A 26,520-nucleotide genomic window follows, 5' to 3' on the forward strand; every position below is an offset into this window, starting at 1 on the left:
TCCCATAACGTGTAGGCGTTACTTTGCCGTGGGCATCACAAACTCAGCGCCGGCGTCGATGGAGTCTGACCAGCGCTGCATGATGGATTTCTGCTTGGTATAGAAGCGCACGCCCTCTTCGCCGTAAGCGTGGGTGTCGCCAAACAGCGAGCGCTTCCAGCCACCAAAGCCGTGCCACGCCATGGGTACCGGAATAGGCACATTGATGCCTACCATACCGACCTGAATACGGCGGCCAAACTCCCGCGCCACCGTGCCGCTTTCGGTAAAGCAGCTAACGCCGTTGCCGAACTCGTGATCGTTAATCAACTGAATGGCCGTGGCAATATCCGGCACTCGCACGCAGACCAGTACCGGGCCAAAAATTTCTTCTTTGTAGATCGTCATATCTGGAGTGACGTTGTCAAAAAGCGTGCCGCCCATCCAGAAGCCATCGGCGCAGTCGTCACCTGCCGTTGAGGCATCAAAGTGGCGGCCATCGACCACCAGTTCGGCGCCTTCCGCCACGCCTTTTTCGATATAGCCGGTAATCCGTTGATGAGCCTCACGGGTCACAATGGGGCCCATTTCCGCATCCAGCTGCATACCATCTTTTACTTTCAGCGCCTTGGCACGTTCAGCCAGGGCAGGCACGACTTTATCCGCCACATCGCCGACCAATACGGCCACGCTAATCGCCATGCAGCGCTCACCGGCAGAGCCGTAGGCAGCGCCAATCAATGCGTCGACGGCTTTATCCAAGTGCGCATCCGGCATCACCACCATATGGTTTTTAGCGCCGCCCAAGGCTTGAATGCGCTTGCCGTTGCGGGCACCGCGCTCGTAGATCAGGTTGGCAATCGGCGTAGACCCCACAAACGACAGCGCCTTAACGTGCGGGTGATCGATAAGGGCTTCCACCGAGTTTTTGTCACCCTGCACAACGTTAAACACGCCATCAGGCAGGCCCGCCTGCTTCAGCAGGTCGGCCATCAGCAGCGAGGCACTAGGGTCTAGCGGGCTGGGTTTCAAAATAAACGTATTACCGGCAGCAATGGCCAGCGGGAACATCCACATCGGCACCATCGCCGGGAAATTAAACGGCGTTATACCAGCGACGACGCCTAAAGGCTGACGCGTCGTCCAGTTATCGATTCCGGTACTCACTTGTTCGGTGTAGTCACCCTTTAACAGCTGCGGGATACCACAGGCGAATTCGACAATATCGATACCGCGGGCCACTTCCCCCTGGGCATCGGTGAATACTTTGCCGTGCTCTTTGGTAATCGCTTCGGCCAGTTCGTCTTTATGGGTATTTAATAGTTCCAAAAACTTGAACATCACCCGAGCACGGCGAATGGGCGGCGTATCAGCCCAGGCGGGAAAAGCAGCTTGAGCAGCTTCTACCGCCGCGTTGACGTCTGCCGGGGAAGCCAGCGACACGCGGCCGGTAACGTGGCCAGTGGCAGGATTGAAAACGTCCTGAGCTTGTGAAGATTCACCCGCGCTTATTTGGCCATTGATAAAGTGCTGAATCGCTGTTGCTGTCATGGGAGTACCTGTTTTAAGAACGCACGTTGAGAGCTTATGCAAAAAAGCTTATGCAGAATATTTACCTTAAGCCTAGCCTACTGGGCCCAGCGAGCGGATCAATTGAGTTATTCAAAAGCCAGTTATAAGCTCTGTTAATATCAGCGTTCTATTTGAGGCCTAACATGCAAGACTACGCCACACTGCGCGCCTTCGTGGCCGTTGCACGAACGGGCAGCGTGTCACGCGCCGCTGAGCAGCTACACCTGACGCAACCCGCCATTAGCCTAAAGTTGAAGCAGCTACAGGCGAACTTGGGCCTCACGCTGTTTAGCCGCCGCCCACAGGGGCTTGCCTTGACGACCGACGGCCATGCGCTGCTGCCTGCCGCTGAAAAAGCCCTGGCCAGCGCCTTGGCGTTTGAGCAAACCGCCGGAACACTGCACAGCACGCTGCGTGGAAAACTCTCAATCGGTACCATTGTCGACCCAGAGTTTCTCCGTCTGGGGGCCTTTTTAAGCCGCCTAATGGCCCGTGCGCCGCAGCTGGAAACCGAGCTTCAGCATGGCATGAGCGGCAGTGTGCTAAACCGCGTGGAGCAGGGTGACCTTGATGTCGGCTTTTACCTGGCACCGCCCGGCGACGGCCCTGGCCTAGCCTCTGAGCTCGCCCCTGGCAAAGGGCATGCGGCGCTGGCTTGGCGTGAGCTAACGCATTTTCACTACCATGTGATTGCCCCTGCGGGCTGGGAAAACCGGCTTATGGATACCCGCTGGGAGCACCTGGCGACGCTACCGTGGATTGTCACGCCGCCAGACTCCGCTCACCATCGGCTATTAAAACAGGCGCTTGGGCCAAGCGGCGCGGTACCCAATCGAATGGCCCAGGTTGACCAGGAGGCCTGCATGCTTGACCTGGTGCGCGCAGGCGTTGGCCTCAGCCTGGCCCGGGATGCCCTGGCGATGACCGAACGCCAGGAGAGTGGTCTAGCCGTGGCCGACAACATTCGCCTGCCCTGTGCATTAAGCTTTATTTGGCGACACGAAAGCGCCAACGAGCCGCCGGTAAATGCTGCACTGAGTACACTGGATGAGGTATGGCCACATCGACCCGGCTAGCTTGTAAAAGAATAGCTGTAAGAGAATGGCTGTAAGGAAATCGCGTCTCAAGCCACTAATCGACTCAACAGCAAGCAATGACTCGCCACCGCCACTGGAGTGCCAACATGACCCGACTTTCGCTTTTGCGCCCCTTAACGCTGTGCATTATGGCAGTTGCAGGCCTCGCCAGTGCACCACTTTACGCCCAGTCGTCTCAAGACCAATCATCTCAAGATCAGGCATCTCAAGAGCATGCCCATGCAGAGGCCACATTTGCCGGTGGCTGCTTCTGGTGCATGGAACCCCCTTATGACAACCAACCCGGCGTCAGTGCTACCATTTCCGGCTATATCGGCGGAGAGCTTGAAAACCCCAGCTATGAAGATATCTCCCGAGGCGGTACGGGCCACGCTGAAGTGGTGCAAATCGAGTACGACTCTGAACAGATCAGCTACGCGCAGCTATTGGAGATCTTCTGGCGCAATATCGATCCCTTTGCGGTTGACCGCCAGTTCTGCGATGTGGGCGATCAATACCGTTCGGCGATCTTCTATCACAATGACGAGCAGCGCGAACTGGCCGAAGCGTCCAAAGCGGAAATGGAGGCGCGTTTTGACCGGGAGATTGCCACACAGATTGTACCGGCCACCACCTTTTGGCCTGCCGAGGAGTACCACCAGGATTATTATCAAAAGAATCCCGTACGCTATAAATTTTACCGCTTCAGCTGTGGCCGCGATGGCCGCCTGGAAGAGGTCTGGGGTGAAGAGGCCGGTGGGCCTACGTTTGAATAGCAGGAGAACAATACGATCTAACGCCAGCGCCGCTGCTTTTTCACTAACGTCGACTGATCGATTCCCAGCACAGCGGCTGCCGCACGTGTCGTGCCATGCTTGGCAAGCGCTTGTTGAATGAGTTGCTGCTCAAACCGATTAACCTGCTGCCGAAGATCATCACTCACGGGCTCTAAACTAAATGGCAGAGTGGGAAATATCTCACTCGGCAGCGTAGTGGTAGCGATCTCGTCCTCTACCGCCGTGACGGCTAAGCGTTCGGTTAAATTAATCAGCTCGCGGATATTGCCAGGCCATGAGTAGCTCGACAGTAATTCCAACGCCTCGGGGTTCCAGCGCTTTTTAACATCGTGCAACTGATTAAAGTGGTCTAGGTAATAGTTCAGTAATGGGATTACCTCATCTCGACGTTGCCGCAATGGGGGTAACCATAGCGGCACCACGCTTATGCGATAAAATAGATCTTCACGAAAGCCCCCTTTCTTAACCTGGTCGTTTAAATCCTGATGGGTCGCGGTAATCAGGCGCACATTGGTATGACGAAAAACTGTCCCACCTACTGGCAAATAGCGATTTTCCTCCACTACCTTGAGTAGCTTCACCTGCAACGCGAGGGGAAGATCGCCTATTTCATCCAGAAAAAGCGTGCCGCCATGGGCCACATCCAATAACCCCTGTTTACCTCTTGGCGTAGCCCCGGTAAACGCCCCGGGGGCATAACCAAACAGTTCCGCTTCCAGTAACCCTTCCGGAAATGCCGCACAGTTCAGCTCCAAAAATGGCCCATCCGCTCGGTCACTGTGCTGATGGATATAGCGCGCCAACAGCGTTTTACCAGTCCCCGTTTCCCCTTGAATCAGGATCTTCGCGGTTGATTTCGCCACTCGCTTAGCAAGCGCAAAGCAGGGTTCCGTTTGCTGGCTGCTGATCACCCCAGTCGCACTCAGTGACGTTATCTCAGGTACTTTATACGCCTCGCGAATGCGCTGGATCTGCTCCAACTGCTCCTGGGCGTGTTTCGCCAGCAGCAGTTCGGTAATATCACGCACACTAGTAACCACGTAGGCAATCGAGCCATCAGCACTGAACATGGGCGTCCCGGTCACAACGATCTTGCGACTGCCATGAATTGTCTGCACCAGCGTAATCGGGCGGCGTTCCCGGATAACTTCCAATGAGGCTGACTTAGAAATAAACCCCGCCTTCACCAGGTCAGCCATATGAAAGCCCACCACATCCGCCCGAGAAATACCCGTGATACGTTCGTAAGCTTTATTGATCGTCACCGTAATACCATTGGCATCGGTGATATAAACACCATCATGCAAGGCATCCAGAAATGAGCGTAATGGCTCTTGGTCAAAGCCAGACGCATCAACGCTCTCAGCCTCCGCCGAGGGTTTAATACCCGTGACGCGATAACGCATACACTCACCCACCAACTGGTCTAATGCCGCATTGCGCTGCGCCTCTTCAATATCGGTGCGGGTTAATACTCCAGTCACCTGTCCCTGGCTATCAAATACCTCCACCGCATCCGTACCGTGTGAATCAAATAGCGGTAGTGCGGCTTCCAACGAAAGGCACTCTTCGATACGTTGCATAACAGCTCCCCTGATAGACCGCGCCCACCGCTTTCACGGTGGACGCTGGTTCTCAACCCAATAGCGTTTAAGCCACTATAGAGCCAGAATCTGTTATTTGCGCAGAGGCACCTCCGGCTCTAGATCAGTCTGTGGTAGCGATGCCTCATCCCAATCCTTCACGAAGGTTTTATCCACCTCACCTGAGAAGAAGCGTTTTCCGTAAATTAACGCGCAGAGCAGGATACCTACCGCAAAAGCCCAGGCAGCCCCTTTAATGACGAGCATGGCGGCAATAATGCCCGCGATACCCAAGTCACGCTGGCTGCGGGCCTCCATGATGCCAATACGCACACTCACGTAACCCTGAATCAACAGCGTCAGCGCCAGCGCAATCCCCAGGATGGGCTCCACCAAGCTCACAATCGGCAGCAGCAACAAACCGGTATTCGTCCCCCAGCGGAATGAACCAGAGCCGCCGAAGATAGAGTTCATCGCCGCTTTGCCCTGCTTGTAACGCTCCACTGTGACCACATGCATTGCAGCCCACAGCGGGCCACACATCACCACATCGGGGCCAAAAATGCTCATCCCGAAATTACGCCCACCAAAAATCATGTGCGCCCGGTTGGGGCTATAGTCGATTTTTTCGTCTTGGCGCTTCTCATCCGCTTCTTCCAGCAACGCCTTGCTTTGCAGCACATCGCCAAACAGCACAATGTAAGCGGCGATAACCGTAGGTAGCGCAGTCAAAAACATCGTCAGCGGCGGTAAGCCAACGCCGAACACCGTGTATTCGCTAAACATCAGCGCGAAATCAGGCTGGCTAAATCCCCACTCGACATCAGGCCACGGCGCTTCACCAAACAGTGGGGCCACAATGATTGCCAGTACAATAATGGGGAAAATACCCAACTTACCGATCGCGCCCCAAAGTCCGCCCTGCGCTTTCAACTTGTTAAAGTGCCGAGAAAAAATCAGATAAAACGCAACACCCACAGCAATCGCAATGGTAAACGGATACTGCTCAAAGCGGCCGCCCTCATCAAACACCACGACAATCGCCGCTAGCCCAGCCCCCATAATAACCCCCGCTTTAATAGCAGACGGAATCAGCCGCACCACTTTACTCGCCATGCCTGTTACCCCAAGCCCAAGGGCAAGAATCCCCAGCAGCATCTGGAAGGCAATCAGCGCATGAACTCTGTCAACCCCCTCTGGAAAGGTTGAGACATAAGCCATCAACAAAGGAATAGCAGGGGTAATCCACCCTGGAATGACCGGATCGCCCAGCAGGTGATGCATCAAATAGAGCAGACCATTTAAAATCACAATAGCCAGAGCCGCCTCAAATGGCATGCCTAATAGCTGCATCATTAATGGAATGGCGGCAAGATCCACCGCACACATCAATAGCCCTTGCAGGTAATCAGGCAGTTCAAAACGGTAATGGTAAAATGGCAGGCGTAGCTTAAATGGCCCTAACGGGGTGTACGGGCTCTCTTCACCGTCGACGCGATGTTTCCAAGCGCTCATGGCATGGACTCCTGTTTTAAAGTTGTTAGTGTTTTGAATAGGTGTGCTTATATAAGCGATTGTCTTTATTAGACTTTAATAAGCAGCACGATAAATCGCTTCAATATCTGCCTGGGTTAACACACGCGGGTTATTGCGCAGCAGGCGTTCAACGTTAATCGCCTCGGCGGCCAGTTCAGGAATGGCAGATTCAGGTATATCAAACGAACGCAAGCCGGAAGGGATGGCCACATCGGCGCATAGTTTATGCATGCGCTTAATGACGGCATCTGCTACTGCATCATCAGAAAGTTCAACGACGGGTTCGTCAAAGGCCACCGCAATGCCGCGAAAGCGCTCCACGCACGCCAGCTTGTTCCACTCCATAACGAAGGGCAGCAAGAGCGCATTGGTCACCCCATGAGCCAATTGGTAACGCCCACCTAGCGGGTACGCCAACGCATGCACCGCCCCTACACCAGCATTACCAAATGCCAGCCCTGCCAACAGGCTGCCGGTGGCCATATCCTCGCGGGCTTGCAAATGGTTTGGGTTGGCAAACGCCTTTGGCAGTGCATGCACAATCAGATTCATGGCCTTTACTGCCAATGCATCGGTGATGGGTGTAGCAAAGTTTGAAAGGTAGGCTTCCACCGCGTGCACCAGCGCATCTACCCCACTAGCCGCCGTGACAGAACGCGGGCAGCTCAACGTCAGCTCAGGCGCCACAATAGCGACATCAGGCAGTAAGCAATCACTTACGACACCTTTCTTCATTTGCTGGGCTTTATCCGACAAAATCGCAATATTGGTCACTTCAGAGCCTGTGCCCGCCGTGGTGGGCATGGCTATTAAAGGTATTTTGCGTTGGGCAACTTTATTCTCACCAAATAACTCTTCAAGCGGGCCCTCGTACTGCGCATATACCGCCACGCATTTAGCGATATCCATCGCACTGCCACCGCCTACGGCGATTACGCTATCGTGCTGGCCAGCAATAAAAGCCCGGGTGCAGAGTTCAACAATTTCCACTTCCGGCTCGGGCGTTACCTGATCAAACACCTCGTAGGACACATTGAGCGCCATAAGCTGTTCAGTGATGATCTCCAGCGTGCCTGAAGCCACCACACCGCTGTCGGTAACAAGCAATGGGCACTTCATTCCCAGCGATTGAACGTATGGCTGCAACTGCTGTGCAGCCCCATGGCCGGTAATCAACTTACCGGCACTTTTAAAGCTGCTCACTTGATTAGGGTTACTTAACTGCATTTAGCGTTTCCTATCAGCGTTTTATTGGTTGTTGTACCAGCGCCATTGCTCCATAGAGGTATGCAGGCTGGCTACTTGTTACATAGCAAACGCCGTGCCAATCCCAAAAAATAATCAAGCAACTGATTTTTAAGGAAAAATATTTAACATATAACTATGCATACATAAGTGGCAGACATAAGCGAGCCAATAAATCATCGGAAACATACATCTTGATGATTTTATTCATCAACATATTAGTGCGATGGCCAAGAGCCCAGAAGGTAAGCGCTTAAAACATACACCATCTTTATTTTTTATCGCATTGCGATAAAAAATAACTCTTGCCGATAAAATAAAACTCTTCTAGGCTCTGAAGTGACGTTACCGAAAAGTTTTTAACAAAGCGTAAATAACAATCCCCAACACTCTCGATGGTGACCCAATGAAACCTAAATCCAACAACCAACCTTTTCTTCACTTTAAAAAAGCGATGCTCTTACCGGCAGTGCTGGGCACAGCCTTGGTACTTAGCGCCACAGTCAACGCACAGGAAGTGCTAAAAGCAGGCGGAACGCCAAGCGGGATTCCGTTTACGTTCCTAAATGTGCAAACCAATGAGATCACCGGGGCGATGGTCGATCTGGTCAATGCATTGGGCGAAGATATGGGCTATGAGGTCACTATTCAGGAGTCCCAGTTCAACGCATTAATACCCTCGCTGACCGCTGGACATATCGACATTATTTCCGCAGCGATGCTGAAGACCGAAGAGCGCGCAAAACAGGTCGCGTTCAGCGATGATGTCTACCCCTACGGTGAAGGCGTTGTTACTCGTCAGGACTACGATGGCGAGATCCACACACTGGAAGACCTCTCAGGCGAGGTAATTGGCGCCCAGGTAGGCACCACCTATGTCGAACAACTCAACAACATGGGCATTTTTCCCGAAATCCGAAATTACGACTCCCTGGCGGACATGATGCGCGACATATCATTAGGCCGCATTGTGGCGGGTGTCGGCGATGCGCCCATCATGAGCTATCACCTCAGCCAAGACCGCTTCCCAGAACTCCAGCTAGCAGAAAACTATGAGCAGCAAATGGTCGGCCATATTGGTTTTGCGGTTGACCAGGAGAACACCGAACTGCTGGAACAAGTGAATACCTCCCTTGCTCGTCTGAAAGAGGATGGCACCCTCGACGCTATCTTCGAAGAGTGGGGTTTATAAAACCACCCCAGGTAACCCACCGGCAGCGTTAACGAACCAGCCTGCTAATGATCACCCCAGCATCGCCTCACTGCCCCCTTCGGGGGTAGTTGAAGAAGTGCACGCAAAAATAAAGGCTTCCCATGGAGTTTTCGGACATCACCGCCTTTCTACCCATTTTATTAAAAGGTGCTCTGATTACGGTGCAGATCACCATTGGCGCCCTACTACTAAGCACCCTGCTCGGCCTGCTATTAGCCTTAATGAAGCTCTCGCCCGTGCGGGCGTTTTCAATCACGGCAGGCACCTTCATCAATGTGGTGCGTGGCTTACCGATTATTGTTCAACTGTTTTATATCTACTTCGTACTCCCCGAACTCGGCATACAGCTTAGCGCCCTCCAGGCAAGTATTATCGGGCTGGGCGTCGCCTATAGTGCTTATCAAGCGGAAAACTTCCGCGCCGGTATAGAAGCGATTGAAGCGGGCCAGATCGAAGCCGCCAGATCCATCGGCATGAAAAGCAAGCTCATCATGCGCCGCGTCGTGCTTCCCCAGGCGATCCGTATTGCGCTACCTCCCTACGGCAATACGGCCGTCATGATTCTGAAAGACTCATCACTCGCCTCCACCATCACCGTGGCCGAAATGACTCGGGCCGGGCAGTTAATTGCCGCCTCCACCTTTCAGAACACCACGGTCTATACCCTGGTTGCCCTGCTCTATCTCTGCCTTAGCCTACCGCTGATTTTTGGCGTTAACCGCCTAGAGCGCTATTTCGGAAAGTCAGCGAAAGGAGGCAAATCATGATCAATATCAACGCTATTCATAAATCCTTTGGCGACGTAGAAGTACTCAAAGGGGTCAGCCTAACGGTCGCCAAGGGTGAAGTGGTTTGTCTGATTGGCCCCTCAGGTTCTGGCAAGTCGACCGTGCTTCGCTGCATCAATGGCCTGGAGTCTTATGACCAGGGCAGCATTACGATCAACGACCGCCAGGTAGATGTGGCCAGCAAAGATATTAACGACCTACGAACTCAAGTCGGCATGGTATTCCAGCGCTTTAATCTCTTTCCTCACCGCACGGTGGTCGAAAACGTCATGGAAGGCCCAATCTTCGTCAAAAATGAACCGCGTGAAAAAGCGCAGGTGCAAGCGATAGCGCTGTTAGAGAAAGTCGGGCTAGGCGATAAAGTACACGCCTACCCCCAGCAATTATCCGGCGGTCAGCAGCAGCGTGTTGCTATTGCCCGCGCCCTGGCCATGCAACCGGAAGCCATTCTGTTCGATGAGCCCACCTCCGCTCTCGACCCCGAACTGGTTGGCGATGTGCTTACCGTTATGCGCGACCTGGCCAACGAAGGCATGACCATGGTGGTCGTTACCCATGAAATGAGCTTTGCCAAAGAAGTCGCTGACCGCGTCTGCTTTCTGTATGGCGGGCAGATTGTCGAATCCGGCGATGCCCACACGCTGCTTACCCAGCCTTCCCACGAGCGCACCCAGGATTTTCTGCGCCGCGTGCTAAACCATTAACGGAGACCAAGGATGGCAACCTCATCTCATATGCCGCCCTCCCTGTGGGCTGACACCGCCCCCGCGGGCAGAGACTACCCAACGCTGCAGGGCGTCCAGCGCAGCGATGTGGTGATTATCGGCGGCGGTTTTACCGGCCTTTCCGCCGCCCTGGCGCTCGCCAAGCGCGGAATAAAAACCGCTTTATTGGAAGCCGAAAGTATTGGTTGGGGTGCGTCAGGGCGTAACGGGGGCCAAGTCATCCCCGGTCTCAAATATGACCCGGATGCACTCATCTCACGCTATGGCGAAGAGCGCGGCCAACGCATGATAGAACTCTCTGCCCGCAATGCCGATGTGGTGTTTGAGCTTATAAAGCAGCACAACATTGACTGCGACGCGCAGCAGCTCGGCTGGATTCAACCCGCCGCTACCCATGCCAGCCTGAAAGCGATTGAATCCCGAGCCCGCCAATGGCAATCCCGCGGCGTAGACATCGTCTGGCTAGATCAGCAGCAGTGCGCTGAGCGTCTCGGCACCTCTGAGTATCTGGGCGGCTGGGTAGACCCCAGGGCCGGCGGGCTGAATCCGCTCGCTTACTCCCGAGGGCTGGCACAGGCAGCGCACAACAGCGGAGCAACGCTGTATGAGCACACTCGCGTAAGCTCGCTGAGCCGTGCCGAAGGGCTTTGGCGCGTAACATCGGAAAGCGGCGCGGAAATTCAGGCAGAGCGGGTTCTGCTCTGTACCAATGGCTACAGTGACGCTCTGCAGCCCAAACTCGCCAGCAGCCTGATCGCCGCCAATAGCTATCAGATTGCTACCCGCCCCCTCACGGCAGAGGAAGGCAGCCATATTTTGCCTGGTGGCGAAGTGGCGTCAGATGCCCGCAAGCTGCTGCTTTACTTTCGCCGCGACCGGGATGGCCGCCTGCTAATGGGCGGTCGTGGCTCCTTCAACGACCCGCGTAAACCCAGCGACTTTCGCCACCTCGAAAACGCCATTAGCAAACTCTACCCGCAGTTAAAGAACGTTGAGATCGCCTTTCGTTGGGCAGGACGCATCGCCATCACCCAAGATTCACTTCCTCATGTACACGAACCGCAGCGAGGGCTCACCGTGGCGCTAGGCTATAATGGCCGTGGCGTGGCCATGGGCACACACCTCGGCAAGCTGATTGGCGAGCATCTGGGAGAACCTACGCTGAAGGAAGTACTTCCCTTTCCATTCACCCCCATCAAGCCGATTCCCATGCACGGCCTACAAAGACTGTATGTTGAAACGGTGGTCAACTACTATCGGGCCAGGGATTGGCTGGAGCGCTAAGCGTCCGGTCAATTCAAGACCAAAACGCAAGCGGTAAAGATGATCCTCCTGAGTCCGCCACTCAAGGGGGACACGTAAGGAATCCTATAAAAGCATGAAGCACGCCAACGCCAACGAACCACGCTCTCCGCAGTTCAATCAATCGCTGGAGAAAGCGTTTGCTGTGCTTGAGTTGTTTGATGCTCAGCACAGCGAACTCAGTCTGTCGGAAATCGCCAAGTATTCAGCGCTAAGCATGGGCTCGGTGCAGCGCATCACCCACACGCTAGAACAACTCGGCTATTTGGCCAAAGCGCCCGCCAGTCGCAAATACCGGCTCGGCATCCGACTGATGACCCTCTCCGCCAACTATCTAGAAGCCGACTTACTGGTCGATTGCGCTAACCCCTACCTGTCGGAATTGAGCAACAGCTGCCTAGAAACCGTGTCGCTAACCGAGCCCTACGGGCTCGATATGATCTACATGGCCCGTTTTACCAGCCGCCACTACATTCCCATTCATATGCCGGTGGGCAGCAGCGTGCCGATGTACTGCTCCGCCTCTGGCAGAGCGTTTTTATCGGCGCTGGACGACGCCCGCGTTCAGGAGTACTTAACCGCCTGCGAGTTAAAGGCCCATACTCCAAATACGATTACCGATATAAGCGCCCTAACCGACCTGGTCCGTAAATGTCGTACACGCGGAGTCGCCTGGAACGATGCTGAATACTTTCTGGGGGATATCAACATTGCTGCGCCGATAAGCAATGCCGCAGGTTTACCGGTAGCCGCTGTGCACATCACAACCCCCAGCAGCCGCTGGAACCTTGAACGAGCACTGGAACAGCTTGCCCCCTCTTTAATGGAGTGTGCTCGCGCAATAACCAAGGCTGCCCGCATGCGAAGCTAATTATCGGTTTAACCGATTTTTTGAATAAGCGTTACAAATTTGGCCAATACAGATATGTTTGAACCAGATTCCATGAGCATGACTTGGAACTGATCGCTCTTACCGCTGCCGGATAGGTAACATCAATGTTATGCATGGTCGTTCTTTTTGTACTACAGTGACTGCACATGAAAAGTAGACCGGTCGATTAGACGCCCAGGAACTGGACGCGTTGACCCAAACGTTGATCTATAGATAGGAGATCTTATGAGCAACAGTATCAAGACGATTAACCCCACCAATGGTGAAACCCTCGAAACCTACGCGTTGATGAGCAGCGCGGAAGCCAAGCAGGTAGTAGACGACTGCTACGAGGCGTTTCTCGATTGGCGCCTGGGGTCTCTGGAAAACCGCGCCAAAACGGTCAAAGCCATCGGTCAGGCGCTGCAAAAGCATAAAGACGAGCTTGCCGACCTGATGGTCAAAGAGATGGGCAAACTGCCTTCTCAGGCCCGCCAGGAAGTGGATTTGTGTACCGGCATCTGTGACTACACCGCGGAACATGGCCCCCAAAAGCTAGCCGACGAAGAGCGCCAGCCTAGCAACGGGGAGCGTGGTTTTGTGACCTACTCACCCATGGGTGTGATCTACGGCATTCAGCCCTGGAATTTCCCGGCGTATCAGGTCATCCGTTACTCCATCGCCAATATTATGGCGGGTAATGGCGTGCTGCTAAAACACGCTGAAAACGTCACCGGTAGCGGTCTGCTGCTGGAAAAAATTTATCGCGAAGCGGGGCTTCCGGAAAACGTCTTCCGTACGCTGGTAATCTCTCACGACATTTCTGACGAAGTAATTGCTCACCCTGCCGTACGGGGCGTAACGCTAACAGGCAGTGATGGCGCAGGCCGTAAAGTCGGCGCTAAAGCCGCCGAAAATCTGAAAAAGACCGTGCTTGAGCTGGGTTCTAACGACGCTTATCTGGTACTTGATGACGCCGATATGGATGTCGCGATCGATACCTGCGTCACAGGGCGTGTCTACAACGGTGGGCAAACCTGCGTCGCGGCCAAGCGCTTTGTTGTGACTGAAAAGAACTACGAAACGTTTAAACAGCGCTATGTAGAACGCATGCAGTCGCTCAAAGCGGGTGACCCCACCCAGGAAGGCAGCGACCTAGGCCCCATGGCCCGTGTCGATCTACGCGATGGGCTTCACGATCAAGTGGAAGAGAGCGTGCGCAAAGGCGCGAAGATTCTCTGCGGTGGTGAAAAGCCTTCAGGTAAAGGTGCCTTCTATCCGGTCACCGTGCTGGATAACGTCACGCCCGGTCAGCCCGCTTACGATGATGAGCTGTTTGGCCCGGTGGCAGCGTTGATTCGTGCCAAAGATGACGAAGACGCCATGCGCATTGCCAACGACAGCCGTTACGGCTTAGGCGGCGGTATTATTTCCAAGGACGTTAAACGTGCCACTGAGCTGGCTAGCAAATACTTCGATACCGGCATGGTGTTTATCAATGGCTTTGGCGTGGCGACCCCAGAAATGCCCTTTGGTGGGGTCAAAAACTCCGGCTACGGTCGCGAACACGGTGGCTTCGGTATGCTTGAGTTCGTCAATGTTAAGTCGGTCATTGTCGTTCAAGAGTAATGTCGTGCTTAGTGATTCGTAAGTTGACTCGTAAGTTGTAAATAGCGAGCTGTAAAGAAAGCGCCGTCAGCCTGATGATCAGACTGACGGCGCTTTTTTGTCACTCTACAGCGCGTTTAGACGCGCTGGGAAGCCCGCCGCTGCCAGAACTTCAACAGCAACGCCATAATTACCCAAGTCACCAGTGCCGCAATCACATCATCTAACACAATGCCAAAGCCGCCATGGATATACTCTGCCAAATGAATCGGCGGCGGCTTCAACCCGTCAAAGAAACGGTAGACAACAAAGGCTATCGCCATGACCAGCGGGTGGCGCGCAGCGGCTAAACCTATTACCGCCAGCGGAAACGCGACGTACTCATCGGCGACGATACTGCCATGATCCGCTCCCGCAAAATGCTGTGAGGCGACATGGCAAACCGGTACCGCTAGCACCAGCATAACCGCGATGATAATCCCCTGCTGGCTCAGTGGGCGTGCTAACAACCACCACGCCAAAGGAATGCCCAGCAGCGAGCCAAAAGTACCTGGTGCCACCGGCGATAGCCCCAGCCCAAAGCCGGTGGCTATCCAAAAATTAACCGTATCTAGCATTAACCCGCCTGCTGCGCTTGGCGCTCAAGTTCAGCGGTCATCTCTTTGGGTAAGTTGAGGGCACTGCCCAACTGGTCAAGCCAAGCGCGCTCCATGGGATTTTGATCGTCAGTCACGGCCACGCTGATCAGGTACATTTCGCGCGCCGCCTGAGGAGAGTCCGCTTCACGGGCCAGCGCCTGGGCATCGAGCGGCGCTTTTAGCTGTTGCTCCACCCAGTTATGCATCTCCTGGTCAGCCCCTAAAGCGTCGATCTGTTCGGTAATCAGCGCCTGCTCCTGCTCATCAATATGGCCATCGGCCCGGGCGGCCATAATCATCGCCTGTAGTAGCTCAAGGCTGCGCCGCTCCTGATACTCGCCGCTAAGCGCTTCTACCCGCTCGCCCTCTGACGCAGTTTGGGCAGTATTCTCTTGGGCATTGCCATTTTTCGCCGCTTGAGAGCTCTGCCATGCCTTCCAGGCCAACACGCCTACCCCTGCGATGGCACCATATTTCAGCGCTTTGCCGCCCATACTGCGGCCGCGTTTGGAGCCCACTAACATGCCCATGGCGCCACCGCCGAGCAGGCTTTTCATATCAAAACCGCTGGAAGAGCTACCGCCTTGACTGCTGCCACCGCCCAGTTGCTTTGAAAGCCCGCTCAACATGCCTTTAACATCGACCCCACTGCTACTGCCGCCCTTCTGGCTACCGCCGGCCTGCTGCATCAGTTGCTGTAGAATTTTGCTTGCGTTCATCCTTGTACTCCTATGTCGCTATTATCTTTACGGCTAGTTTGACGATTAACTCACGTTATAAAACATACTGCATGAACGCAGCATGAACTAACGTTACCCTAGTCGTTAAATGCCCTAGGCATTAAAGAAGTGCGCCTTTCACTTCCACCGAGCTCCCGTGTCGGCTGGCACGCACGTCTATACGGACTGGCATTTGCTCCTTGAGTTCGCTGACATGGGAGATCACTCCGATCATACGCCCGCCCATTTGCAGCTCGCTAAGCATGGCGATGGCTTGATCCAGGGCATCCTGATCCAGGCTACCAAAACCTTCATCAATAAATAGCGTATCCAATTGAATGCCGCCAGCATACGCCTGCACCACGTCTGAAAGCCCCAGCGCCAACGACAGCGCCGCCATAAATGACTCGCCGCCGGAAAGCGTCGCCACCGAACGGTTCTTGCCGGTATAGGTATCCGCCACATCAAGCTCCAGACCTGACGCTTTATTGCCTTTTGAGGGATCTTCCCGGCGCACTAACTGATAGCGCCCGCGGCTCATGCGCACCAGCCGTTCGGAGGCCTGAATCAGCACGTCATCCAGCAGTACGCCCAACACAAAGCGCTGCAAACTGATGCGATGCCCGGTGCGGCCATTGGCCACTTCGCTGAGCGTACCCCACAGCTGGTACTGGGCTTCCAGCTCGGCCTGGGCGGCGTGGGCGGCGGCAAGCTTTTGGTGAATGCCTTTGAGCGTGGTTAACCTGCTGTCAAGCGTTCGCCACGCTTCTAACTGGGTGCTCTCTTCCGCTTGGGCAGCCTCGGTTAGCCGGGTCAACGCATCGAGATCTGGCGGCGTTTTATCCGCCAGCTGGGTTTGATAACTCTGCAGTGCCCCTTCCAGTTCAGCCAGGCGATGCTGATACGTTTCGACCTGGCGGGTCAGCTCTTGCTGCTGGGTGTCATCCAATTGCGCCGCCTGAAACGCCGCGTCATCTTCGAAGGGGCTGGCCTGCAGCGCCGTCTGCCACTCGGTTTGCGCTTGCGCTTGCTCCTTTTGGCGATGCTCGACGCGTTCGCTAGCGCCGCGTAACTGCTCTTCAGCCCGTGCCAGTTGGGTTTGAGCGATCGATAGCGCCTGCTGGGCACTCTCCCAGGCTTTTTCTAGCTGTGCGATTTGCTGTTCCAGCTCGACGAGGGTTCGGCGCATAGTCTCAGGGTCGCGGGCCTCTTCCGGCAGCGATTGGCTCAACTGGTCGCGCTGGCTCTCCAGGCGCAAGGCGTCTTCTTTCGACTGTACAACCGCAGGCCGCTGGGCTTTCAGCTGCTTATCCAGCGCGCCCCACTCCCGGCGCAGCGCATCGCGGGCGGCGGTTTGCTGGCGAATTTCCGCCTCAACGCTTTCCCGCCGCTGCGCTTGGCGACGCAATTCTTCACAGGCATTGTGCAGTTCCATCAGCGCTTGGCTGGCCCACTCACCCAGTTGCTGGTTAAGCCGCTGAACCTGGTCTGCGTTGTGGCTAATCTGCTGGGCGAGCTGATGGTGATGACGTTCAGCGGCTTGCTGCGCCTGACGGATTTTTTCCAAGGCAGAGCGCGCCGTTTCTACCTGTGCCTGGGTAACGACAGCTGCGTTTTGGACCGCTGGAGTTGGGTGGTCACGGCTGCCACACACCGGGCAAGGGGCGTCCACCTCAAGGCTAAGCGCTAACAGTGCGGCCTGCCCCTGGTGCCAGTGCATCTCCTGTTCAGTGGCATGTCGCTGCGCTTGCGCCACTTCGCTTTGCTGTCGACTGAGTGCTTCCGTTGCCTGCTGCTGTTGGGCGGTTAACTCCCGCCCCTGCCGGGTGAGTTCGTCCAACTCCTGGCGCTGATTGAGTAGGCTTGCATGGCGGTTTAGCTCCGCGGGAGCGCTAGCCAGTTGCTGGAACTCAAGTTGCAAACGCTCAAGGTTCACGCCAATGGCTTCGCCTTGATGACGAATACTCTCTAGCTGGGCCTCATCGCGCTTAAGCGCCGTATCGGCTTGTTGCCAGGCGGCCTGCGCCGTTTGAAAACGCGCCTGCAGCTCGCTTAATTGCTGGCCTTTGTGGATAAACTCACCCAACTGGCGATGCCGCTCACGCAGTGTGGGGAGCTCCGTCTGACGCTGGCGTGCCGTTTCCAGCGTTTGCTGCGCCTGTTCGGCACTTGTGCGTTGGGTGGTTAACGCGGCTTGCGCCTGGCGCTGCTCTGCTTGAGCGGCGGCTAACGCCTGCTGCGCTTGGGCGAGCGCAGTGCTCTGTGGGCGCAGCGCCAGCGCGTGGGCACTTTGCGCTAAACGCTCCTTAATGCTTTGTATATAGGCGTGCTGCTCAAGATGGCGAGTTTTATCCGCCGCAAGCGACTCCCGGGCCGCAAATTGACGCTGCAACGCCTGGGCCTCGTCGCGCTGCTGTTCGGCGTGGCGGCGCTGCTGCTGGGCGGTGTCAAAGCGTTGCCGTGCCTGTTCCACCTGGGGCACCAGCGCCTCTTGCTCTTGCGCTAGTGCGGCTTCGCTTTCCAGTTCGCCACCGGCGAGAATGCCGCTAATATGCTGGCGATGATCATTTACCGCCCGCTCAATTTGATTGGCCTGGGTACGCAGGCGCTCTTCGATGCGCTGAAAAATCTGGGTTTGAAACAGCTGGGAGAAGATCACCTCACGCTCTTTGGAGCCTGCCAGCAGCAGTTCGCGGAACTTGCCCTGGGGCAGCACCATGACCTGACGGAACTGGTTAGCATCCAGGCCGATCAGGGTTTGCAGCTCCGCAGTGGCATCGTTGACCTTGCGCGCTACCAGGCAGGTTTCCTGCTCACCCTCTGCGTTCAAGCGCCACAGCTGAGCTTCCGCGTTATGGGTGGTGGTGCCTTCGCCGCGCGTTTTGGGGCGCTCCTGCTGGGGCACGCGACGAACCCGGTAATCGACCCCACGCAGGCGAAAATCCAGCGTTACTTCGGTCAGCAGCGTGGCATCGGACTGGTCGCAGCGCATCTGGGTGGGGTCGCGTTCATTGCCGGTGGTTTGGCCGTAGAGCGCAAAACAGAGCGCATCGAGAATCGAGCTTTTACCGGCGCCGGTAGGCCCGTTAATCAGAAACAGCGGACTTCTACCCAGCGCGGTAAAATCGATGGTCTCACTACCCGCAAAAGGGCCAAATGCCTGCATGGTGAGGGCTAGTGGCGTCATTGCTGGGCCTCATCGCGCTGCAGTTGGGTAATTAACGCTGCCATGGCGCTTGCCTGCTCTTCGCTCATGGCCTCTCCACTGGTTTGATTAAAGAAGTCGCTAAACATATCCAGGGCATCAAAGCGCAGCCGGTCGCGATCAAGCTGCTGATTACCACGGGCGTCCAGCATACCGGGCTTCTCCAGATGCAGGACGTTGGGATACACCTCGCGCAGCTTACCCATGGGGTCGAGAATGGCGTGGCGATCGGTAAGCCGCACCAGCAGGTAGTCATCCGCGTGCGGGTCTGTTCGTCCCTGGGCGATCAAGGCATCAATCTCGCCCTCCAGTACGCGCACTTCACGGTGGGGTATCAGCGGGATCTGTTCGATCCGGCTGACGCCGGACGCGTCGATATCCACCAGCGTGACGCCTTTGCGCTGGCTGGCTTCGGAAAAGCTATATTTGAGCAGCGAGCCGCTGTAGCGGATATGCTCACCGCCACGATATTGCGGGCCGTGGAGGTGGCCAAGCGCCACGTAATCAAAGCCTTGCATCGGCTCCCAAGCGACGCTTTCGGCACCGCCCAGGGTCAGCGGACGCTCGGAATCAGAGGCACTGCCACCATCCACAAAGCAGTGGCTCATCAACACACAAGGGCGTGTAGGGTGGCGCTGCTCGCTAATGCGCTCAACCAGATAGCGGTGGGCAGCGTCAAAATCACGCGTATCGACATCAAACTGGCTACGCACGTGTTCAGGGTCGGCGTAGGGAATGCCGAATACATCGACCTCGATGCCCTTAATCGTCAGCGTGACGGGGGTGGCGAAATCGGCCAAGTCAGAAAGAATATGCAGCCCGGTCTGGCGCAGATGGCGGGCACCAAAGCGTAATCGTTCGGCACCGTCGTGGTTGCCTGAGATCATAATCACCGGCAGCTTGCGCTCCTCGCAGAGCGCGTGAAGCACCTCATCCAGCAGCATTACCGCCGCCGAAGGAGGCACCGAACGGTCGTAGATATCGCCCGCAATTAACACCGCATCGACGTTTTCGCGATCGATGATCTCAATAAGCTGGTCGAGCACATGGCGCTGATCCTCCAGCAGCGAGAGATTATGAAATAGCCTGCCCAGATGCCAATCTGCGGTGTGGAGTAGACGCATAGCGAGCTCAACAAAAAGTGGGTGGTGGCATCATAACAACCTGACAGCAAAAAGCCCCACCGGGGTGGGGCTCAAAGTTAAGATTAACGCAGACGTTCGCTAGTTACGGAACGCATCGGGATAAGTGGTTAAATCAACATCCCACATTATCGGCAGGAGGAAATAGACAGCCGCGACAATCAACAGTAGAGCGATAATATTCAGCCAGAAACCATTGCGCACCATCTCAATAATTTTGATTTTACCGGTGGCAAAAATAATCGCATTGGGTGGGGTACCCACCGGCAACATAAAGGCGCAGTTAGCCGCCATCGCTGCTGGCACCATCAACACGAAGGGGTGAATATTCAGCGCCAGCGCCAGCGAGGCCAGTACCGGTAGAATCATGGTGGCGGTTGCGGTATTTGAGGTGATCTCGGTTAAGAACAGCACCATGCCGCTGGCCAGTAAAATCACCAGCAGGAAGTTAACACCTTCCAGCACGCTCATTTGCCCGCCGATCCACTGCGCCAGGCCAGAAGAGTTGAAGCCAGCGGCAAGCGCCAAGCCCCCACCAAACAGCAGCAGAATGCCCCAGGGAACGTCTTTGGCGATATCCCAGCCCAGTAGGCAACCGCCTTTATTTTTGGAAGGGATCAGAAAGAGTAATAGTGCCGCGACAATCGCGATCATGGTGTCGTTAATGCCAGGGATATTGATGATCTGTCCCTGCCAAAGAAACGAACGGGTAATCCAGAAAAACGCCGCAAACAGGAAAACACTTAATACTGCTTTTTCTTCAAACGAGATCCGGCCAAGCTCAGCCATCTCTTTTTTGATCAGGGCTTTACCCCCCGGCAGGTGACTCAATTTAATCGGGTAAATAATGCGTGTTAGCAGTAGCCAGCCAGAGAATAGCAGCACTACCACCACGGGGAAGGCAAACACCATCCACCCTGCAAAAGAAATTTCAACGCCAAATAACTCGTTAACAATAGCCGCCAAAATAATGTTGGGCGGGGTTCCAATCAGCGTCCCCAGGCCGCCAATGGTGCCGCCGTAACCCACGCCAAAGATCAATGCTTTACTGAACTTGTCGATTTCCGCACTGTGGTCACCTTCGGTTTTATTTAGCTCCTGGGTGACCTGATAAACAATCGCCGTACCTATAGGCAGCATCATCATGACCGACGCGGTGTTGGAGACCCACATCGACAAAAAGCCAGTCGCGGCCATAAAGCCGAACACAATGCTGTTAATACTGGTTCCCAGCACGGCGATAATCGACAGCGCGATACGCTTATGCAAATCCCACTTTTCCATCGCCAGGGCAATCATAAAACCGCCCAAGAACAGGAAAATAATCGGATTACCATAAGCGGCCGTCACCGTACTGCCCTCCAGCGCGCCGGTAATCGGCAATAGCACGATGGGCAGCAGAGAGGTAGCGGGAATTGGAATGGCTTCAGTGATCCACCACACCGCTACCCATAAGGTAGTGGCCAGCACCATGCGACCTTCAAAGCTTAAGTCTTCAGGGTGAAAAAACAGCGTAACCAACGCGAACAGCAGCGGGCCAAGCACTAAGCCAACCTTCTGAGGCGTTGTGTAGGCGGGCGGCTTAGGTTGCTGAGAAGGATCACGCTTTGACACCGCAGCGGCGGCCTTCTCTGAGCCACCGGTTGGTAGCGCACACATTAAAAGATTTTTGGCTTGGTAATGGGAATGCCATAGCTGATCCCACACCGTCATCATGGCATTTATTCGCATTTATTTGCGTCGCTCATCGTCAGGTTAAAAAGGGCGATATTGATGAAAGCAAGCACGCACTAAAGCATTATCTGAAGCAGCGCCAGCCATCTTTCGGGGCCCTTTATTCACTGCAATAGGCAATTAGTCCAGTGATTTACTCAAAATCGCCACTAAAGTCTAACAACTTTAGTTTTAATTGTTAGCAGATGAGTATGTCATCGCTCCCCCTCAAAATAGCCACCGCATCGACCAAGCGAATATCAACGGAGATGAGCATCAGCTGATAGAATACCGCCCCTTTCAGGCGCGTTAGCGGCCTATCGCCCTAACGCCTCCCCTCTTTCTACTACCTGAGAGTTGCGCAATGATCGCCATCGCCCATGCAGTTTTCCGGCCACTTTTACGGCTGGGCCTTATCCCGCAGATTTTAATCGGTATCGTTGCCGGGGTAGTGCTCGCCCTGTTTACGCCCGGCATTGCCAGCGATGTGGCCTTGCTTGGCCAACTGTTTATCGCCGCTTTGCAGGCGGTAGCCCCCATCTTGGTATTTGTGCTGGTAGCGGCAGCGATTTCTGCCCATAAAAAAGGCCAGCCAACCCACATTCGCCCCGTGCTGGTGCTGTACGTGGTGGGCACGTTAATCGCGGCGTTAATTGCCGTGGCGGCCAGCTTTCTGTTTCCCACCGAACTCTCATTGAATGCAGGCCAGGTGGACGGCAACCCGCCCGGGGATATTTTTAGCGTTATGCGCGATCTGCTGTTGAACGCGGTGGCCAATCCGGTTAGCGCGCTGATGGAAGCGAATTTTATCGCCATTTTGGCCTGGGCCATCGGCCTGGGTTTGGCGCTGCGCCAAGCCAGCGACACCACTCGCCAAGCGCTAAATGACTTATCTGCGGCGGTCACCCGCATTGTGACGCTGGTGATTCGTTTAGCGCCGCTGGGTATCTTAGGTTTGGTGGCCGGCACGCTGGCAGAATCGGGCGTTGCCGCGCTGCTTAACTACGCCCAACTACTGGGGGTGATTGTGGGCTGCATGCTGTTTGTGGCGCTCGTGAGTAATCCACTGCTAGTCTACTTAACTACTCGGCAAAACCCTTACCCGCTGGTATTTACCTGCCTGCGGGGCAGCGCGATTACCGCCTTTTTCACCCGCAGCTCGGCAGCGAACATTCCGGTCAACCTGGAGCTTTGTCGCCGCCTAAAGCTCGACCCTGACACCTACTCGATTTCCATTCCGCTGGGCGCGACGATCAATATGTGCGGTGCGGCCATCACCATTACAGTCATTACCCTGGCTACCACGCATACCCTGGGTATTAGCGTTGATTTCCCCACGGCGCTGCTTTTGTGCGTGGTCTCAGCGCTGGCGGCCTGCGGTGTTTCCGGCGTGGCGGGCGGCTCGCTAATGCTGATTCCTATGGCCGCTAACCTGTTCGGTATTCCCACGGAAGTGGCTATGCAGGCGGTGGCGATTGGCTTTGTGATCAGCGTGGTGCAGGACTCCACCGAAACTGCGCTTAACTCCTCTACCGATGTGCTGTTCACCGCGGCAGCTTGCCAAGCGCAAGGAGGCAAACGCGCTTAACCGTTCAGCTTTTAACCATTCAGCTTTTAACCATTCACCTTGGGGAGTGGCTTCTTATAACAGCCACTCCCCTGTTATAACGGCCAATCCCCTATATTAGCCCTTCCCCTGGGCGCTCGCGCATTAACTATTGGATGATGTAACAAGCCTCGCTAAACGCTCCCGTTCATCCTCTTCATAAAAACTCGGGTCATCGAATAGGTCTCGCTGGGCATCATCGAAGATCATTTCCAACACCTCTGCACTACTTTGTACCATCGGCTCAAAGTGTGCGGTATGAGTGACCAATGCCCTGACGCGGCGGCGGCGGTAGAGGGCGTAAATACCCAACAGGGTAAACACGCAGGCGATATAGAGCGGCAGGCCATGGCCACCCACTAAGCTCATCAGCGACCCCGCCGCGATCGGCGCCACGGCACAGCCCGCACCGTGCATAACCAGCATATCCGCCGAGCCGGAGACAATTTCATCTGGGTGAAGTTGATCGATCAACTGCGCTACCGCCAGCGGATAGAGCGAAAACGCCAAACCGCCCCAGATAAAATAGAGCCCCAGCAGCACCTCGTGGCTGGGCGCAAAGGGCATAGCCGCGGCAATTATCGCCGCAAACAGCACCACCCAGATCATGACTTTAGGCCGGTCGTGTTTATCGGAGAAACGCCCGATGGGAATCTGCAACAGCGCCCCGCCGATAATCGCCACGCTCATTACCAAGCCAACACCGCCAATATCAAACCCTAACTGCGTGGCGTATATCGGCGTCATCGACCAGAACGCCCCCATGGCAAGCCCGGATAATGCGGCGGAAGCTACCGCTAGCGGCGCAAAGCCCAGCAGTGCGCGTAGGCTGCTTTTGGGTCGGTCGGAAATTTTGGGCTGAACGCGACGGGTCAAAGTAATGGGTAACAGCGCCCAACTGATCAAAATAGAGATCACCACAAACAGCAAAAAACCCTCTGGCGAAGAGAGCCTTAGCAGCTGTTGAGCCAGTGCTAACGCGCCCAGGTTGACTACCATATAAACAGCGAAAATCCGCCCCCGCTCGTGTCCTGCCGCCTGGCTGTTCAGCCAGCTCTCAATCACAGTAATCAAGGTAATAAACGCAAGCCCGTAAACCACCCGCAACGGCAGCCATACCCACGGGTCGATAAACACTAGATGCAGCAGCGCCACCGATGAACAAATAGACGCGCAGAAGCCAAAGGTACGGATGTGCCCCATACGCCGAATTAAGCGCCCGCTCACCCAGGTGCCGCAGATGAAGCCGACAAAATAGCCGGACATAATGATCCCCAACACTGCGCTTGAAAAACCTTCCGCCGTACCTCTCAAGGTAAGCAGCGTGTTGAGCAAGCCGTTGCCTAGCAACAGAAGCGCCACACTGCGTAGGATCGATTTAACCGGATTGAGCATGGCCAATGAATACATTGCGCTTCCTCGTAGCAGACTCGCTATAGGTCATGCATAAAAGATGCCACTGAAAGTCTTCGCTACGAAGGTGTTGGCCGCTGAGATCGTTGACAAGCTATCGTTCTTTATATAGAACGTTCTTTATATAAAGTGTTCTATATAAAGAACAGCTCAACGGGATAGCGGGCAGCCTTATGGATAAACTCTCACTCAACACGCTGGGCCAACACCTTCAAGCACTGCGCCTTGAGCGGGGCTGGTCGCTTTCGCAATTAGCCAATGAGGCGGGCATCGCCAAGTCCAACCTGTGCCGCTTGGAGCAAGGCAACGGTAATCCCACCATCGATACCATTTGGCGGCTTGCGGTGCAGCTCAATGTGCCCTTCGGCACCCTGGTAGCGCCGATTAGCGTGCCGCTAGGTGAAGATGGCGTGCAGGTGCGTTTGATTGACCAAGGCAAAGACTCACCCCAGGTGGATGCCTACTGGATGCGCTGCGCGCCGCATACGTTGCGTCATGCTGAAGCCCATACACCGGGCACCCGCGAATCGCTTACGCTGATTAGCGGCTGGCTGGAAGCGGGGCCAGAGGGCGCCACCACACAGCTCACTCCAGGCGATACCGTAACCTTCCCCGCCGACCAGCCACACCTTTATCGTACCCAAGCAGCGGAGGCCACGTTGATGATGACCATCACCTATGGCGCAGAAGGCCAAACCCCATGAACCAAGCTGCCAGCCACTCTCCACTGCGTAGCGCACTGCAGGGCGTGCGCGAATCCATTCCGCTGCTCGGCGGCTACATCCCGGTGGCGCTGTCGTTTGGCTTGGTCGCCACCCAGGCAGGCTTTAGCACCCTGGAGGCCACGGCTATTTCAGCGCTGATCTACGCCGGGGCCTCGCAGTTTCTGTTTGTCGGGATGATCGCCACCGGCGCACCGCTGTGGTTGGTGGTGGTGATGACGCTGCTGATTAACGTCCGCCATGTGGTGTACGGCCCTAACCTGGCGGCGCTACTGCCGCGCAGCCGCCACTGGCCCTGGCTGATGCATGGCCTCACTGACCAGGTATTTGCCCTGGCCTTAACCCGGCTACCCCAACTGCCCGAGGCTAAGCGCTTTAGCTGGTTTGTGGGTGCATCGCTGCTGGCCTGGGGCGCCTGGATCATCGGTACTGCGGTGGGCGCCACCGCTGGGGAGGCGTTTACCGCCCGCTGGCCGCTGTTGGGTGAGATTATGCCCTTCGCCCTGCCCGCGCTGTTTCTAACCATGGTGGCACCACGCTTTACCGATAAGCGCTGGGCCGTGGCCATGGGCTGCACCATTCTGGCGGCACTCGGTTTAACGCTGGTCGGTTGGAGCAATGTGGCGATTCCTCTCGCGGCTGCTTGCGGTGCACTGTGCTTCTATATGCTGAAATTCCAAAACAAGAGGTGTGAGCAATGAGCAGCGCACTTTGGCTAGCGGTAGCGGTTTCGGCCCTTGGCACGCTGCTGATGCGGGTAGTGCCATTTTTATGGATGCAGCGCCGACTCAATAGCACTACTGGCCTTAATAACATGCCCCAGTGGCTGGGTATTCTGGGCCCGCTGATGATTGCCGCCGTGCTGGGGGTCTCGATTGTGCCGGTTAATCCCAGCGCTGTTTCCTGGACCGCCACCGCCATCGGGCTTTCTGTCACGCTACTGGTGTGGTCGCGGGTACGCTCATTGGGCTGGCCGGTCGCTGCTGGAGTTGGGGTGTTTGGGTTGGTGGAGGTCGCGGCCCTCATTTGGTAATGCTTTGCATTAGCTTTTACGCCATGCCATCATC

The 26,520-nt window shown here is 55.5% G+C and carries 22 protein-coding genes; 12 read left to right on the plus strand and 10 right to left on the minus strand.

Features of this window, described 5'->3' with window-relative positions; all coding sequences use genetic code 11:
• Positions 1-18: 18 nt before the first annotated feature.
• Complete coding sequence (locus QT230_RS08625) at positions 19-1,530, minus strand: CoA-acylating methylmalonate-semialdehyde dehydrogenase (RefSeq protein ID WP_308321213.1); 1,512 nt, start codon at positions 1,528-1,530, stop codon at positions 19-21.
• Between the two features lie 164 nt (positions 1,531-1,694).
• Between QT230_RS08625 and QT230_RS08630 the strand changes: the two genes are divergently transcribed.
• Both QT230_RS08630 and msrA read left to right on the plus strand, forming a co-directional pair.
• Positions 1,695-2,627 carry a LysR family transcriptional regulator gene (locus QT230_RS08630; RefSeq protein ID WP_308321214.1) on the plus strand — a complete coding sequence of 311 codons (933 nt, stop codon included), beginning with the start codon at positions 1,695-1,697 and terminating at the stop codon, positions 2,625-2,627.
• A gap of 107 nt (positions 2,628-2,734) precedes the next feature.
• Entirely contained in the window at positions 2,735-3,403 is a 669-nt protein-coding gene (gene msrA / locus QT230_RS08635; RefSeq protein WP_308321215.1) for a peptide-methionine (S)-S-oxide reductase MsrA, read from the plus strand.
• Between the two features lie 17 nt (positions 3,404-3,420).
• Here msrA and QT230_RS08640 read toward each other — a convergent pair whose 3' ends face one another.
• The 3 genes from QT230_RS08640 to QT230_RS08650 form a co-directional block, all read right to left on the minus strand.
• Positions 3,421-5,007 (minus strand): sigma 54-interacting transcriptional regulator, encoded by a 1,587-nt coding sequence (locus tag QT230_RS08640; protein ID WP_308321216.1) that lies wholly within the window; start codon positions 5,005-5,007, stop codon positions 3,421-3,423.
• A 93-nt stretch (positions 5,008-5,100) separates the two neighbouring features.
• A complete protein-coding gene (locus QT230_RS08645; protein ID WP_308321217.1) occupies positions 5,101-6,522 on the minus strand; it encodes a hypothetical protein in 1,422 nt (473 codons plus the stop codon).
• A 75-nt stretch (positions 6,523-6,597) separates the two neighbouring features.
• Positions 6,598-7,770, minus strand: coding sequence for an iron-containing alcohol dehydrogenase (locus QT230_RS08650; protein WP_308321218.1), 1,173 nt, complete (start codon positions 7,768-7,770; stop codon positions 6,598-6,600).
• A 424-nt stretch (positions 7,771-8,194) separates the two neighbouring features.
• Here QT230_RS08650 and QT230_RS08655 point away from each other — a divergent pair, with 424 nt between their 5' ends.
• The 6 genes from QT230_RS08655 (at position 8,195) to QT230_RS08680 (ending at position 14,316) form a co-directional block, all read left to right on the plus strand.
• The gene (locus QT230_RS08655) at positions 8,195-8,980 is read left to right on the plus strand and encodes an ABC transporter substrate-binding protein (protein WP_308321219.1); all 786 of its coding nucleotides are present in this window, start codon (positions 8,195-8,197) and stop codon (positions 8,978-8,980) included.
• A gap of 122 nt (positions 8,981-9,102) precedes the next feature.
• A complete protein-coding gene (locus tag QT230_RS08660; RefSeq protein ID WP_308321220.1) occupies positions 9,103-9,768 on the plus strand; it encodes an amino acid ABC transporter permease in 666 nt (221 codons plus the stop codon).
• Positions 9,765-10,493 carry an amino acid ABC transporter ATP-binding protein gene (locus tag QT230_RS08665; RefSeq protein WP_308321221.1) on the plus strand — a complete coding sequence of 243 codons (729 nt, stop codon included), beginning with the start codon at positions 9,765-9,767 and terminating at the stop codon, positions 10,491-10,493. Before QT230_RS08660 ends, QT230_RS08665 begins: the two co-directional genes overlap by 4 nt.
• A 12-nt stretch (positions 10,494-10,505) precedes the next feature.
• Positions 10,506-11,798 carry an FAD-dependent oxidoreductase gene (locus tag QT230_RS08670; RefSeq protein ID WP_308321222.1) on the plus strand — a complete coding sequence of 431 codons (1,293 nt, stop codon included), beginning with the start codon at positions 10,506-10,508 and terminating at the stop codon, positions 11,796-11,798.
• 94 nt (positions 11,799-11,892) lie between these two features.
• The gene (locus QT230_RS08675; protein WP_308321223.1) at positions 11,893-12,687 is read left to right on the plus strand and encodes an IclR family transcriptional regulator; all 795 of its coding nucleotides are present in this window, start codon (positions 11,893-11,895) and stop codon (positions 12,685-12,687) included.
• Between the two features lie 246 nt (positions 12,688-12,933).
• Positions 12,934-14,316, plus strand: coding sequence for an NAD-dependent succinate-semialdehyde dehydrogenase (locus QT230_RS08680; RefSeq protein WP_308321224.1), 1,383 nt, complete (start codon positions 12,934-12,936; stop codon positions 14,314-14,316).
• A 116-nt stretch (positions 14,317-14,432) separates the two neighbouring features.
• Here the strand turns inward: QT230_RS08680 and QT230_RS08685 are convergent, their stop codons facing one another.
• The 5 genes from QT230_RS08685 to QT230_RS08705 all read right to left on the minus strand — a co-directional run bounded on the left by QT230_RS08685 (position 14,433) and on the right by QT230_RS08705 (position 21,730).
• Positions 14,433-14,912 (minus strand): phosphatidylglycerophosphatase A, encoded by a 480-nt coding sequence (locus QT230_RS08685; protein ID WP_308321225.1) that lies wholly within the window; start codon positions 14,910-14,912, stop codon positions 14,433-14,435.
• Positions 14,912-15,652 carry a tellurite resistance TerB family protein gene (locus QT230_RS08690; protein ID WP_308321226.1) on the minus strand — a complete coding sequence of 247 codons (741 nt, stop codon included), beginning with the start codon at positions 15,650-15,652 and terminating at the stop codon, positions 14,912-14,914. Before QT230_RS08690 ends, QT230_RS08685 begins: the two co-directional genes overlap by 1 nt.
• 121 nt (positions 15,653-15,773) lie before the next feature.
• Positions 15,774-18,839: an SMC family ATPase gene (locus tag QT230_RS08695; protein WP_308321227.1), complete on the minus strand. Its 3,066-nt coding sequence runs from the start codon at positions 18,837-18,839 to the stop codon at positions 15,774-15,776.
• On the minus strand, positions 18,836-19,981 hold the full coding sequence (locus QT230_RS08700; protein WP_308321228.1) for an exonuclease SbcCD subunit D: 1,146 nt from the start codon (positions 19,979-19,981) through the stop codon (positions 18,836-18,838). Before QT230_RS08700 ends, QT230_RS08695 begins: the two co-directional genes overlap by 4 nt.
• A 99-nt stretch (positions 19,982-20,080) precedes the next feature.
• Positions 20,081-21,730, minus strand: coding sequence for a DASS family sodium-coupled anion symporter (locus QT230_RS08705; protein ID WP_374694448.1), 1,650 nt, complete (start codon positions 21,728-21,730; stop codon positions 20,081-20,083).
• A gap of 346 nt (positions 21,731-22,076) precedes the next feature.
• Between QT230_RS08705 and sstT the strand changes: the two genes are divergently transcribed.
• On the plus strand, positions 22,077-23,300 hold the full coding sequence (gene sstT / locus QT230_RS08710) for a serine/threonine transporter SstT (RefSeq protein ID WP_308321229.1): 1,224 nt from the start codon (positions 22,077-22,079) through the stop codon (positions 23,298-23,300).
• 123 nt (positions 23,301-23,423) lie between these two features.
• Here the strand turns inward: sstT and QT230_RS08715 are convergent, their stop codons facing one another.
• Positions 23,424-24,728 (minus strand): MFS transporter, encoded by a 1,305-nt coding sequence (locus QT230_RS08715; protein WP_308321230.1) that lies wholly within the window; start codon positions 24,726-24,728, stop codon positions 23,424-23,426.
• 176 nt (positions 24,729-24,904) lie between these two features.
• Here QT230_RS08715 and QT230_RS08720 point away from each other — a divergent pair, with 176 nt between their 5' ends.
• Genes QT230_RS08720 through QT230_RS08730 form a run of 3 tightly spaced genes read left to right on the plus strand, consistent with a single transcriptional unit; the run spans position 24,905 to position 26,486 of the window.
• Positions 24,905-25,435: an XRE family transcriptional regulator gene (locus tag QT230_RS08720; protein ID WP_308321231.1), complete on the plus strand. Its 531-nt coding sequence runs from the start codon at positions 24,905-24,907 to the stop codon at positions 25,433-25,435.
• Positions 25,432-26,154 (plus strand): AzlC family ABC transporter permease, encoded by a 723-nt coding sequence (locus QT230_RS08725; RefSeq protein ID WP_308321232.1) that lies wholly within the window; start codon positions 25,432-25,434, stop codon positions 26,152-26,154. The genes QT230_RS08720 and QT230_RS08725 overlap by 4 nt, the downstream gene beginning before the upstream one ends.
• Entirely contained in the window at positions 26,151-26,486 is a 336-nt protein-coding gene (locus QT230_RS08730; RefSeq protein ID WP_308321233.1) for an AzlD domain-containing protein, read from the plus strand. The genes QT230_RS08725 and QT230_RS08730 overlap by 4 nt, the downstream gene beginning before the upstream one ends.
• Positions 26,487-26,520 lie beyond the last annotated feature (34 nt).

The organism is Halomonas sp. SpR8 (assembly GCF_031010195.1).
In the GTDB taxonomy this organism is placed as follows: Bacteria; Pseudomonadota; Gammaproteobacteria; order Pseudomonadales; family Halomonadaceae; genus Vreelandella.